Below are 13,900 nucleotides of genomic sequence, written 5' to 3' on the forward strand. Positions count from 1 at the left end.
CATTAGAATATGATCGGAATTATCGACAGGTACATCATAAAGAAATATCTGGGGACATTTGCCTTTACCCTGACAATTTTCACTGTGATTATTGTAATTTTCGATGTTTCCGAAAAACTTGATGACTTTTTAAGGCATCAGGCACCGATGAAAGAGATTATTTTCAGCTATTATGTCGGTTTTATTCCATTTTATCTCAATTTTCTATCTCCCTTAATAAATTTCATAGCTGTTATTTTCTTTACGGCTAAAATGGCCGATCAAACAGAAATTGTACCGATACTTAGCAGCGGGGTAAGTTTTAAACGATTTCTATGGCCTTACCTGATCTCATCTACAGTCATTTTTCTAGTTACACTGATCTTTAATCTCTTCATCATTCCTGAAACTAACCGGCTGAAGATTGATTTTGAGAATGTTTATGTGAATCCGAAATCAGACAATTCCAAGATGTATACGCATATGCAGATTGATAAAAACACGTTGGTATACATTGAAAATTTCGACAATAATTTAAAAACCGGTTATAAGTTCACGCTGGAAAAATTCTCGGGGATGGATCTGAAAGAAAAGCTCGTTTCCGATAGAATCAGTTGGGATTCAGTTAAAACAAAATGGAAAATTGAAAACTATTCTATCCGGAAAATTGATGGTTTGAAGGAGTCTATGACCGCAGGTTTACAAATGGATACCACACTGGATATGCGCCCGAAAGACTTCGAAATTTATGATAATATTTACCAGGCGATGAATATGGGTGAGTTAAACGATCGTATTAAGAAGGAAGAAATACGAGGCACCGGGGTAATGGCGGATTTAAAACTTGAAAAATACCAGCGTTTTGTGTATCCCTTGTCGGCTTTTGTTCTAACCTTAATGGGCGTTTCCCTCTCTTCACGCAAGGTACGTGGCGGGGTTGGCCTTCCACTTGGAATAGGTATATTTTTAAGCTTCACCTATATCCTATTCATCAGATTCTCAAGCATGTTTGCCTTAAAAGGCGGATTACCACCTCTAATTGCCGTTTTAATCCCCAATATAGTTTTTGGAATTCTGGGCATCTATTTATTGATGAAAGCACCAAAATAAACCATCATGCCTTTTCAAAAACCTGAGATCAGTAAAAATCTGATCATTCTTCACATCACAGTCTTTATATGGGGATTTACCGGAATCCTGGGTGCCTTGATCTCTATCGATGCCGCGCATCTCGTATGGTACAGGGTTCTGATCGCCTTTGTTAGTTTGTATGGATATTTCCTTTTTAAGAAAATATCGATCCGGGTATCCAAAGAAACCTTTTTGAAATTATTCTTCACTGGAGCTATTGTAGCAGCTCACTGGATTCTGTTCTTTCAATCAATTAAACTGTCTACTGTTTCGGTAGCTTTGGTCAGTCTTTCCTCCCTTACCCTGTTCACGGCGATACTAGAACCCCTGCTGAAAAGACAAAAAATATCAGGTCTCGAAATATTCACCGGCTTGATGATCATCTCCGGTATTTACATGATTTTTAAGTTTGAATCCCGGTACTCTATAGGAATAATCAGCGGTTTGCTAAGTGCTCTGTGCGCCAGTATTTTCTCAATCATAAATTCGAAACAAATTCAAAATCGCCCTGCACCGATTATAAGCTTCTATGAGCTCATTGGAGCATGGGTATGGATTTCTCTTTATTTATTAATTTCAGAAGGCCTGAAGGCCCCTGTTAGCCTCAATCCTTCTGATTTGTTCTTTTTATTGATCCTTGGAACCGTTTGTACCTCACTTGCCTACGTTGCAGGAGTGGCTGTGATGAAAGAATTATCTGCTTTCAGGGTTGCTCTTATCACGAACCTGGAGCCTGTTTATGGTATTATTCTGGCCTTCATGTTCTTTGGAAAGAAGGAACAAATGACTCCTGGATTTTATGCCGGAGCAATAATTGTGCTGGGTACAATCTTCCTGTACCCCTATTTAAAAAACATAAAAAGAAAGCCAAATCCCAAAACCCCCATCGGGTAGGGGAGGAGTTTTTACACTAAGCCTATCTTAAAATGGGCTTTGATCGTTGAAAAAAATGGTGCTTTAAGTCATAGATATTAGCCGCATTTAGTTTCCATTTTTCCTGAAGGTTTCAGGACAGAGGCAATGCGAATTTGCTTTTATTACAAGCCTTAATGATTCCTTTAGGGACGTTGTATTTAGCCAAAAGAAAATCATGCATTAAGGCGAAATACCAACTCATGAAAAAAGAAGATTCAGTTAAATAACACGAAAATTAAGGAGCTTCTTCATACCTTTAAAAATGGGGCGATAAAGTGCTGAATAAAATCAAAACTCCATTTCGGAATTAGTAGAATTTTAAAGTCCTATTTGATGGAAACCTGAAAGCTATCATTTATCGTAATTCATAATAAAGAAAATATCTAAATTCATTTTCGCCCGGGAAATAAGTATTTTTTCAATTGCGCAAAAATTTCATTAAGAGGGCATATTTTTTGATAAATTATCGAATTTTAATGAAGTAAAGACAAAATAAAATAATCATAAATAATTAATAATCAATATTTTACAATACAATATTAAATAATGAGTTTAAATTAAAATTCATTAAATCCCATTAAAAAACTAAAATCATTAGCAAAGCATAAAATAGATGAAAATATCAATACTTAATAGACTATATATCAGTGCATTTGTATTGTTTATATTATGTTTAAATATAGCATCTGTTTTTGCTCAGATTTTTGATGCTGAACAGAACCCTCCTGGCATAAAATGGATGCAGATCAGGACAGAAAATTTTCAGATCATCTACTCCGGAGAGCTGTCAGATGAAGCTCAGAGAATGTCAAACACCCTCGAACATCTGATAGCCGGAGTCAGCAAATCCCTTAATAAAAGGCCCCGGCCCATAACGATTATTCTGCAAAATCAAGGTGTCATTTCGAATGGTTTTGTACAGCTTGCACCCCGGCGCTCGGAGTTCTACACTACCCCACCCCAGAACCTCGACTTCCAGGATTGGCTCAATGGTATGGCTATACATGAACTCAGACATGTGGTTCAATTTGATAAATTAAGCAGCGGACTTAAAGCTCCTTTTTTTGAAGAATTAGCACTTGCCATTTTCGGAATCACCCTCCCTCCCTGGTTCTATGAGGGGGACGCTGTCGGTATCGAAACGGCACTGAGTCACGCCGGTCGTGGAAGGCTTCCCGACTGGGAGTTAATTTTCAGAACTAATACACTAAGTACCCATCCTTACTCTTACTCAAAGAATTATTTTGGTTCACTCAGGGATCTGACACCGGGCTATTATCAGTTAGGTTATTTTATGACCACGAAACTAAAAAGGGACTACGGCAAAGAAATAATCGACAGCATCATGACAAGGATTAAGCGAAATCCTTTGAGACCTTACAGTCTTAGTAATTCAATTAAAAAATTTACCGGACTTAACAGCAGAATGCTTCATGACTCAACCATTGCTGAATTGAAGTCACTTTGGCAAAAACAGTCCGCTGATCTGATGCAGGTAAATTATACTGCAATTAACAAAAGAAAAGATTCAATACCTGCCGACTACCTGCTACCGGTAAGCAATCTCAATGGTGAGATTATTGCTCTAAGACAAAATCTGACTCATACACCTGCACTAATTCTCATCGATTCGGTAGGCCGGGAGCGCATACTTCGTAAAATCGGCTATCAAACGGAATATAATTTCAGGTACGCCGCAGGAAAAATTGTATGGGATGAACTCAGATTTGACAAACGATATCGAAAACGATCTTACAATGTGATCAATATTTTTAATTTAGCGACTGATCAGGTTAAGCAAATCAGCCACAAAAGCCGCTTATTCTCCCCCAGCCTCTCGGCCGATGCAAAAAAAATTGTGGCTGTAAAAATCAGTACTTCAAACCTGTTCTCATTAATTGAGCTGAATGCTGAAGATGGAAGTGTCCTCCGGGAATATCCGGTTAAGGAGGGTTTCAGTTTGCAAAACCCATCATATAATGAACATGGAGATCAAATAATCTGTGTTGTGATGAGCAAAGATGGTGCTGCTTTAATGGAATTCAAGCGAGCAGATGCAAGCAATAAAATCATCAGCCCATTTCAAAGGCAGCAGATTATCCGTCCGGTTTATGCCGGCAATAATATTCTGTTCAGGGCTCATTATAAGGGCTTGAACAATATTTACTGCCTCACACCTGAACAAGAGACCATACCGCTTACTTCGGCGCCCTACGGGGCTACAAATCCGTCCTATGATCAGGAAAGAAACAGGGTGCTGTTCAATAATTATCAAATAAGGGGATATGATATTGCCAGCATACCCTTTGAATTACAAAAGAAACAGGAAAGCACTGACACCTTCATTGATTATGCATCACCACTGGTGAGTCAGGAGGCAAACGCTAATATCCTCGACTCAATACCTCAAAAAAATTACCCATCCAAACCTTACAGGGAATTCAGTAATTTGCTCAATTTCCATAGTCTGTCACCGATTGCTGAAAACAGCGACACTAATGATGATCTGAGCATTGGCCTAAAGTTCAAATCAAACAATCAGCTAAATACCCTCGATCTGTATGGTGGCTACCAATTTAATTCGGGACTAAGGAAAAGTGAATACCTGGCAGGGCTAAGATATAAACGCTTCTATCCTATTCTGGATATTACCTATTCAAACAGGGCCAATTTGATCTATTCGAGGCAAAACAATCGTCTGGTTCCGGTAAGCTGGCGCGAGAATATCACTGAAGCTGAACTGAGTGTTCCCTTTACATTTAATCGTCTCAATAAGAATTACAGCATGGGTATCAGAAGTTCCAGTAGCTTCACTTCAAGGTATGAAATTCAGAATAAGCCCGCTAATTTTATTGAAAAATTGAAATTCCCGATGAAATATCAGCTTTACTTTAGCCGGAATTCCCAGCGGAGTGCCAGGGATCTCGCGCCAGGCTGGGGACAAAATTTTTCATTGTCCTATTTTCATCTTCCCTTCCAGAATTTACTCGATGGCTCCCTCCTTTCATTCAGAACTGTCTTTTATACTCCCGGACTTTTAAACAACCATTCTTTTCAGGCAAGCTTCAACTATCAGGAAAGCAGGGGAGCTTATGATTTTAGTGTAGAGATCCCAAGAATCAGCGGATACAGAAATTTAAGTTTAAATACACGTCTTAGAAACACTTTGTTGCTTGATTATCGTTTTCCACTATTCTATCCAGATGCCCAGCTAGGTCCCATTGCCTACATTAAAAGATTGAAGGGCGGCTTTTTTGCTGATTTTGAGAATATCGGAAAGGGAAACCCATTCCAGCCACGCACTTTCGGACTGGAATTAAGCACAGATATGAATCTTATGCGATTCATGCTTCCGAATTTTGAACTTGCCGGTAAACTGATATTTGTGAGAGAGAAAGCACTTAACAAGCCGATCTTTGAACTTGGATTTGCATATGATTTCTAGGAATCAGGACAGATAATCCGACCAAACAAAATACTGGTATAAATTTTGAACCATAATACTCATGAGATTTTTCTAAGACTCGGAGGACAGAGATAATTTTATTAATTTCACATTTCAATTCCGATATTCAGCACATTAATAAATTATTCACAGTATGACCTTTAAAACTATCTTCATAATCGTCGTCTCGGTACTTGTGACCATCGTACTCATGAATAATACCGATGAGGTAAACTTTTGGATTTTTGGCAATGCGAGGGTACCCAAACTAGCTGTCCTTGGGGTAATGTTCGGACTTGGTCTGATTATAGGATTCATGGCCGGAAGGCCACGGAAGAAAATCCAACCTGATTCTTTCAACTCAGCAGAACCTCTTCAGGATAAAGATCATGAATATACCAGAAATGATGCTGACCAACTGAGCGATGAGGACCGTGATTATATTAGGTAGTATAGATTCTGATTTTTATAACTGATTTCCAATTCTAATTGAGTGTTTAAGTTCTATTACACTTGCCATTGTGACTTGGGTTTATTTATTTTTTCAATGAACTCAATTTAACAATGTCCCCTGTTTCAATTGATTCACTTCAAAATTCACTATTCAACAAATTATTTTGATATTTTTTTTAGAAAATAATATCAGTTCCTTAAAAATTTGTATCAAGAATGTTTCATTTCCTTAAATATTCATAATTTCACATTTCCTTAACTAAACCAATCAATTATGAAAAAAATCTCTACACTATTATTTTTACCCATTTTGTTGTTTCTAACCATAAGCGTCAATGCACAGGTTAGGGAGATAAGTGGTAAAGTCACCATCGCCGAAGACCAATCCAGTCTTCCGGGAGTAAGCGTAAGGGTTAAAGGTACCAGTATCGGGACTACTACAGGTACTAACGGTACCTACCGTATTCAGGTTCCGGGTAATGAATCTACTCTTGTATTCACATTCATTGGCTTTTCTGTACAAGAAGTACTTGTTGGCACACAGAGCACAATAAATATTGCAATGAATACTGACAGCAAACAACTTCAGGAGGTTATCGTAACCACGGGATTTGGCATTAGTCGTCAACAAAAATCACTGGGATATGCTGCACAGGGTGTAAATTCAGAAGAATTGAACATTAACCGTCAGCCAAACATTCTGAACGCATTGCAGGGAAAAGTTGCAGGTGCAACCATCAGCAGTGTAGGTGGAGGTCCCGGTCAGGGTGCAAACATCCGCATCAGGGGTATCAACTCTATTGATGCATCAGCATCAAACGATCCGCTTTATGTTATTGACGGAGTACAGATTGACAACTCTACTTCTACACAGGGCGCTGGAGCAGGAGCAAACGTACGTTCTGTAGGAAACAGGGTATCTGATATAAATCCGGATGATATTGAAACCATCAATATTCTAAAAGGAGGTGCTGCAACAGCAATGTATGGTCTTAGAGGATCAAACGGAGTTGTTTTAATCACTACAAAAAAAGGAAAAGGAAATGAAGTCAGAACCAATTTTTCAAGTACTTATGGGTTAGAGAACATTAACAAAACGCCTGCAATTCAGAAAGAGTATACCGCAGGTATTTTAGGTGTCTATACTCCAATAGGGCTTGGTCCGGCTTGGGGACCAACCATCGCAGAAGCGAAGGCTTTAGACCCTACTCACCCTGATTTTATTTACGAGAACTACAAAAATGCTTTTGATACCGGCAGCCAGCTTAGAAACTCAGTTTCAGTAACAGGAGGTTCAGATGCTGTAAAATTCTTTTCATCAGTATCTCAGTTTAATCACGATGGTATGCTTCCATTTACAGATTATCAAAATCTATCTGCAAGGTTAAATACGGATATTAAAATTAGTCCTAAGGTTATTGCCGGAGTAAATATGAGCTATAACAATTCAGGAGGTTATCGTTTTGATGCCGACCGATTTGGAGAAAGTTTAACTTACTACTCAGGTCGCTGGGATGTGAGAGACTACATAAATGAAAATGGAACTCAAAAATACAGAGGAACTAATAATCCGATTTTCGGAGCGGCTACAAACAGATTGAAAGATAATGTAAACCGTTTTATTGCAGGAGCAAATGTTGGTTACTCACCAACCTCCTGGTTAAATTTCAATTATCGTATGGGTGTTGATACCTATACAGATGCACGTAAACGCACTGCACCTGGACGATTAGGTATTCCGGGTGAAGCAGTATATGATAATGCCGATGGTTTTGTAGGTGAATACCTTACTCAATATCGCGCAATCAACTCTACCTTCCTGGCAACTGCTTCAAAACAAATCACAAAAGACATCAATGGAACATTGAGATTAGGTTATGAATTGTATGACAGAAGTACAAAAGATCATGGTGTTTTAGGTAGTGTATTAAGCATTTACAACGATTTCAGATTGATGAACGCAAAAACACTTGCTGTAAGTCAGGGATTAAATCAGTATCGTTCAAATGGTTTCTTTGGAGAGGCAACTTTTGATTATAAAAATTACCTTTTCTTAACCTTAACAGGAAGAAATGATATCACCTCTACCCTTTCTGCAGATAACAGATCATTCTTTTATCCTTCAGCAAGTTTGAGTTATGTATTCTCTGATAATGTTAAACTACCTGAATTTATTGGTCAGAGTAAACTGAGATTATCATATGCTAAGATTGGTAAGGACGCATCTCCTTATTCTACATCTTCCGGTTTTTCAAACTATACAGGATTACCAACAGGAAGCACCGGACTTACCATGTCATCTAATTTGGGTGATATCAATTTAAGACCAGAGTTTACAGACACCTATGAGGCTGGTCTTGAAATGGCATTTCTTAAAAATCGTCTGAGTTTTGACTTTACTTACTATTACTCTTTAAGTAAGGATCAGATCACACAGGCTCAAATATCCTCTACAACAGGTTATGTAACTGCATCAATCAATGCCGGTTCTATCCGTAACAAAGGTATTGAGCTTGTATTAGGTGGAACACCAATTCAAACTAAGAATTTCACATGGGATGCATCACTTAACTTTTCTGCAAACAGAAATAAGGTCATGAGCCTCAAAGAGGGTTTAACTGAGATTATTTATGGTGCTGGAACGGGTGGTTATATTAACTCACCTGTACAGTTCAAATTGATCCCTGGAGAGCCTTATGGCAATATTTATGGTTCTTATTATCTTCGTTCTTATGGAACTGATGTAGAAGATCCAAACCGTACCGATAAATCAAAACCTTTATTGATTGGTGCTAACGGTTTCCCAATTTCATCCCTAACCCGGAGAAAATTATTAGGAAATTCACAACCTGATTGGATAGGTGGATTATCAAATAACTTCACTTACAAGCGATTGAGTTTGTCAACTTTGATAGATGCACGCTGGGGCTTTGAAAAGTTCAACAGACTGGAAAACTTTAATTCAGCATTTGGTATTGCAGATTATACTGCTAATCGCAGAAGCTATTACACTTTCCCTGGAAATCTTGCGGATGGTACTCCAAATACCAAACAAGTCTGGTTAGGTCAGGCAGTGGGTCCTGATGGAGTGAATTATGGTGAAGGATATTACAGACTTTACCACAGATCACTTTCTGAGCCATTTGTTCAGGATGCGTCCTGGATTCGTTTACGTACTGCAAGCCTTTCGTATTCATTACCATCAAAATGGCTGCCTAAAAAAGCAATTCGTAACGCATCTGTAGCAGTTACAGGTAATAACTTGTTTTTACGTACAGATTACTACGGACTGGATCCGGAATCCTTATCTGCGGATAGCGGAAGTAACGTAGATGGTTCTGCCGGTATGACCTACCCTGCTGCAAGAACTTTCTTATTTTCACTTAATGTTGGCTTTTAAAGAATATGAAAATGCATAAATTATATAAATATACCCTGATCATCTTAGCCACATCCGTACTTGCCTTAAATGGCTGCGGAAAGGAGTATTTTGATGAGCTTAGTACCAATCCAAATCAGGTAACTAATGCTACACTCCCGGCTCTTCTGGCTACTTCAACGAGTAAGGCTGGAATCAATACCTTTACGGTTGGTAGTAATACCTCGGCTTATGTACAGTATACAGCCAACCCCACTGCTGCTGCTGCAAGCGATATCTATGAAACAATTGATTATACTGGAATGTGGGATGCCCTTTATTTCGCTATGGCTGATGTTAATCAGATGAAAAAACTTGCTGTCAGTCAGAGTTCAAGTGAATACCTTGGTGTTGCTAATGTTTTACTAGCATATAACCTGATGCTGGTTAACAATCTTTGGGGTGCAGCACCTTACTCTGAGGCATTTAATCCAAGTAATTTTACACCGAAATATGATACAGATCAGGCAGTTTATGCAGTGACCATGTCTCTTATTGATGAGGCAATTACTGAATTGGCTAAAACTACTGCGACCATTAAATTAGCCGCCGCCAGTGATTTGATTCATGCCGGAGATCGCGCCAAATGGCTAAAAACAGCCTATGCGCTGAAAGCCCGCCTTTTGATTAAAGCTAGCAAAACTACCACCTTCAATGCTGCATCTGTTTTAACAGCTCTGGGAAGTTCATACACTTCAAATACCGACGACGCTGGTATGGCTACATTTGTTTTGCGCAATAACTGGGCAACTGTTTCCAGAAATAATGCCGCTTTAAGTCTTGGAGGATGGTTATCAGAACAATTTATTGACCACCTGAACGGAAAAACCTATGGTCTTTTAGATCCAAGGATCAAGAAAATTACTGATGTAACCGTTGTTCCCGGAAATTCAACTTATCCTGCTTATATAGGTACGGTAAACGGTGCTGGCAACCGGATTAATCCTCCACACAACAATACCGTGAAGGATGAGAACTACATTTCTTTCAACTCTCCATGGACTAATGATACCGCGCCATTGTTGATTGTAACTTTTGCCGAATTGAAATTCATTGAAGCTGAAGCTGCATTCGCCTCAGACCGCACCAGAGCATATTCAGCCTACCTAGCCGGAATCAAAGCCAACATGGATAAATTACTCGTTCCTGCAGCTGAGCGTGATGCATATCTTGCAGACCCAATTGTTGCAGTAGGCTCGGCTAATCTTACAAAGGACTTGATCTTTAAAGAGAAATATGTTGCAACTTACCTGAATCCTGAAGCATTCAATGATGTGCGCAGAAATGATTTCAAATACAAGGATTTCACTATGCCACTAAATGCAGTGCTTACTACTTACCTGAGAAGACTTGATTATCCATTGGGAGAAAGAAGCAAAAATGGCGCAAACGTTCCTGCCGGAGTGGCAAGAACTACTAAACTATGGTGGGATTTATAATTAATCCCGAATAATAAATGAGAAAGCCCTAAATCAATTGGGGCTTTTTTTATGTCTTAAAGTGCAATCAAAGCAAAATTATTTCAGAAATAGTTTCAATTGTACCTGAAAATCAAAATTTTATGAAAAATCGACAGCTATATTTTTGTCTCCTACTAAACTTTATATTTCTCAGTCCACAGCTTTCAGCCCAATCTTTTTCAGTAGAAAGTATATTAAGCTATCCATTTCCATCTGAACTTGTAAGTAGCTCAGGAGGATCTAAAATTGCCTGGGCAATGAATGAAAAAGGCTTGAGAAATGTTTATGTCGCTGAAGGGCCCGATTTTACTCCTAGAAAATTAACGGCCTATACTAAAGATGATGGTCAGGAGATTAGCAGTCTTTCGATCTCTCCGAATGGGAAATGGATTGTATTTGTCCGTGGTGGTGATCATGGCTCAAGGGAAGCTAGTGTACCCGTACAAGCCGCTTTCGACCCACTTGGAGCAAAGGTACAGGTGATCAGTATTCCATTTGACGGAGGGATGCCTATCGTCCTTGCAGAAGCTGATTATCCTGAAATTTCACCGAATAGCGATCGGGTAAGCTTTATAAAAGGCGGACAGGTATGGTCAGCCGCAATAAATAATTCTGCTCCTGCCAAAGCTCTTTTTTATGCCCGTGGTTCGAATGGATCGGTCAGATGGTCCCCGGATGGTTCAAAATTAGCATTTGTATCTTCAAGGGGTGATCATTCGTTCATTGGCATTTACACAAACGATGAAACTCCGATCAACTGGATATTGCCATCATTTTCAAGGGACACATCGCCCAGATGGTCACCTGACGGACAAAAACTGGCATTTATCAGAACACCAGGTTCCGGTGGTGCTCCTGATTCTATCTTCGCAAGAAAACATCAGCCCTGGGCAATCTGGAATGCAGATATCGCAGCTGGCAGTGGAGAACAAATATGGAAAGCTCCGGAGACTCTCGAAGGCTCATTTCCATCCACAGAAGGCGGCACAAACTTAATGTGGGCCAAAACAGACAGGATCGTGTTCGTCTCATTTCAGGATGGATGGCCCCATCTGTATTCTATTCCGGCAAAAGGAGGCAAAGAACTGCTGTTAAGTCCGGGAAATTTCATGGTAGAACATATAAAATTAAGTCCTGACAGCAACTCTCTCATCTTTGCTGCCAATACAGGTAAAGACAGATTCGACCTGGATCGAAGACATATTGGCAAAGTCAGTATCGATCAACCGGGAATTGAAATCCTGACTCAGGGAAACGGGATCGAATCAAATCCCGTGTTTACCGGTGATCAGAATACAATTGCTTATTTAAGTTCAACAGCACAAAGGCCTGTTCTACCAGCAGTAATGAATGCTAATGGAAAATCTCACAGAGTACTTTGTGAGGATTTGATACCTACAGATTTCCCTCAAAAACAACTGGTAAGTCCGAAGCATATCACTTTTAAAGCGGCGGATGGTCAAACAGTTTACGGTCAATTATTTGAACCCAAAAATCCCTCTTCAGCTAAAAGACCAGCCATTGTTTATGTCCATGGCGGACCGCAAAGGCAAATGCTTCTAGGATGGCATTTCATGGATTATTATTCAATCGACTATGCTCTGAATCAGTATCTGACAAGCATAGGATTTACAGTCTTGTCGGTCAATTACAGATTGGGAATCGGATATGGTTTCAAATTCCAGAAAGCTATAAACGCAGGTGCTTTAGGAGCTTCAGAATATCAGGATGTTAAAGCTGCAGGTGAATGGCTTGCTGCACAGCCAGGTATTGATCCAGAAAGGATCGGTATTTATGGAGGTTCCTATGGAGGCTTCCTCGTTGCATTGGGATTAGGAAAGGATTCAAAGCTATTTGCTGCAGGGGTTGATATACATGGAGTCAATAACCGTTTTAGCAGTGCAAATTCAAGCTCCAGAGCACTTGCTCCGGATGCCGAATTAGCAGAACAGGCGATGATCAGATCTTCTCCTGTGAGCTATCTGGATACATGGGCCTCTCCTACCTTAATCATTCATGCTGATGATGACCGTAATGTTTCCTTTAGTCAGAGTGTGGATTTAGCCAGACGATTTGAAGACAAAAAATTCGCTTTTGAATACCTTGCAATTCCGGATGATACCCACCATTGGATGAAATTTACCAATGCATTAAAGGTTACTGAGGTTACTGCTGATTTTTTAAGAAGAAAACTGATGAAATGATAGGGATTAGTTGAGAGTGGAGAATTATTAGCTTCATTCTCAACTCTCCACTCTCAATTATCAACTTTATACATAATAAACCTTATTTTCCTTCTCCAGTTGCGGCAATTTCAGCGCCTCCTCAAATATTCCGTAAACCGATGAACCGCTGCCGCTCATTGAGGCGTAAAGGGCACCGGACTCATACAATACAGCCTTTACTCGGGCAATCGCAGGATATTTTGAAAATACTGAAAGTTCAAAGTCGTTTTTGATATGTAATTTCCAATCCTCTATTGGAAGTTTGATCAGCTCGGTTAAGGGAGTAGAAACCGGAGCAGCACGAACGCCCTGATAAGCCTCTGCGGTCGACACCTGCACATCCGGCATCACCAATACAATGAAATAATTGCTCAGATCCAGATCCAATGGACTCAGCTGATCTCCCTTTTCAAGAGCATAAGCCGGCTTATTCTGAATAAAAAAAGCACAATCAGAACCAATTTTTGAGGCATATTGCTCCATTTTGGAATTTTCCATACGCAGGCTGAATTTTTGATTCACTAGCCTGATGAAAAATGAAGCGTCTGAAGATCCACCTCCCATTCCGGCACCAATTGGAATATGTTTGTGTAAATGAATACTGACCGGAGGCAGCTCAGTGAAATCTTTTTTAAGCAAATGATAGGCTTTCAGACAAAGATTATCATCTGCATTCCCCGGAATATTTACGCCAGAGGAACTAAAATTTAGCTCATCAGCCTCGATCACCTCCAGGGCATCTTTGATTGCGAGGGGATAAAAGATCGACTCCAGATTATGGTATCCATCAGCGCGCTTACTGATAATATTTAAGCCTATATTGATCTTAGCATTCGGAAAAAGAATCATATTGTGAACATACTGATATATTTAT

At 39.5% G+C, this 13,900-nt stretch carries 8 protein-coding genes; 7 read left to right on the forward strand and 1 reads right to left on the reverse strand.

Going from position 1 to position 13,900, the window contains the following annotated elements:
* The first annotated feature begins 9 nt into the window (after positions 1-9).
* The 7 genes from Q8M41_RS02500 (at position 10) to Q8M41_RS02530 (ending at position 13,005) form a co-directional block, all read left to right on the forward strand.
* Positions 10-1,089: an LptF/LptG family permease gene (locus tag Q8M41_RS02500; protein WP_305363664.1), complete on the forward strand. Its 1,080-nt coding sequence runs from the start codon at positions 10-12 to the stop codon at positions 1,087-1,089.
* Positions 1,090-1,095: 6 nt separating this feature from the next.
* Entirely contained in the window at positions 1,096-2,004 is a 909-nt protein-coding gene (locus Q8M41_RS02505) for a DMT family transporter (RefSeq protein WP_305363665.1), read from the forward strand.
* Between the two features lie 634 nt (positions 2,005-2,638).
* Positions 2,639-5,470 (forward strand): hypothetical protein, encoded by a 2,832-nt coding sequence (locus Q8M41_RS02510; RefSeq protein WP_305363666.1) that lies wholly within the window; start codon positions 2,639-2,641, stop codon positions 5,468-5,470.
* A 154-nt stretch (positions 5,471-5,624) separates the two neighbouring features.
* Positions 5,625-5,921 (forward strand): hypothetical protein, encoded by a 297-nt coding sequence (locus Q8M41_RS02515; RefSeq protein WP_305363667.1) that lies wholly within the window; start codon positions 5,625-5,627, stop codon positions 5,919-5,921.
* A gap of 276 nt (positions 5,922-6,197) precedes the next feature.
* The gene (locus Q8M41_RS02520) at positions 6,198-9,323 is read left to right on the forward strand and encodes a SusC/RagA family TonB-linked outer membrane protein (protein WP_305363668.1); all 3,126 of its coding nucleotides are present in this window, start codon (positions 6,198-6,200) and stop codon (positions 9,321-9,323) included.
* Between the two features lie 11 nt (positions 9,324-9,334).
* The gene (locus tag Q8M41_RS02525; protein ID WP_305363669.1) at positions 9,335-10,780 is read left to right on the forward strand and encodes a SusD/RagB family nutrient-binding outer membrane lipoprotein; all 1,446 of its coding nucleotides are present in this window, start codon (positions 9,335-9,337) and stop codon (positions 10,778-10,780) included.
* Between the two features lie 122 nt (positions 10,781-10,902).
* Positions 10,903-13,005, forward strand: coding sequence for a prolyl oligopeptidase family serine peptidase (locus Q8M41_RS02530; RefSeq protein ID WP_305363670.1), 2,103 nt, complete (start codon positions 10,903-10,905; stop codon positions 13,003-13,005).
* Positions 13,006-13,071: 66 nt separating this feature from the next.
* Here the strand turns inward: Q8M41_RS02530 and ispE are convergent, their stop codons facing one another.
* Positions 13,072-13,875: a 4-(cytidine 5'-diphospho)-2-C-methyl-D-erythritol kinase gene (ispE, locus tag Q8M41_RS02535; protein ID WP_305363671.1), complete on the reverse strand. Its 804-nt coding sequence runs from the start codon at positions 13,873-13,875 to the stop codon at positions 13,072-13,074.
* Positions 13,876-13,900: the final 25 nt, after the last annotated feature.

Source organism: Daejeonella sp., assembly GCF_030684675.1.
Classification (GTDB): Bacteria; Bacteroidota; Bacteroidia; order Sphingobacteriales; family Sphingobacteriaceae; genus Daejeonella.

Bases quoted from the DNA above. Each gene is read 5' to 3' on its own strand.
- Q8M41_RS02515 (WP_305363667.1), top strand. From the start codon at position 5,625: ATGACCTTTAAAACTATCTTCATAATCGTCGTCTCGGTACTTGTGACC.
- Q8M41_RS02520 (WP_305363668.1), top strand. From the start codon at position 6,198: ATGAAAAAAATCTCTACACTATTATTTTTACCCATTTTGTTGTTTCTA.
- Q8M41_RS02500 (WP_305363664.1), top strand. From the start codon at position 10: ATGATCGGAATTATCGACAGGTACATCATAAAGAAATATCTGGGGACA.
- Q8M41_RS02525 (WP_305363669.1), top strand. From the start codon at position 9,335: ATGCATAAATTATATAAATATACCCTGATCATCTTAGCCACATCCGTA.
- ispE (WP_305363671.1), bottom strand. From the start codon at position 13,875: ATGATTCTTTTTCCGAATGCTAAGATCAATATAGGCTTAAATATTATC.
- Q8M41_RS02505 (WP_305363665.1), top strand. From the start codon at position 1,096: ATGCCTTTTCAAAAACCTGAGATCAGTAAAAATCTGATCATTCTTCAC.
- Q8M41_RS02510 (WP_305363666.1), top strand. From the start codon at position 2,639: ATGAAAATATCAATACTTAATAGACTATATATCAGTGCATTTGTATTG.
- Q8M41_RS02530 (WP_305363670.1), top strand. From the start codon at position 10,903: ATGAAAAATCGACAGCTATATTTTTGTCTCCTACTAAACTTTATATTT.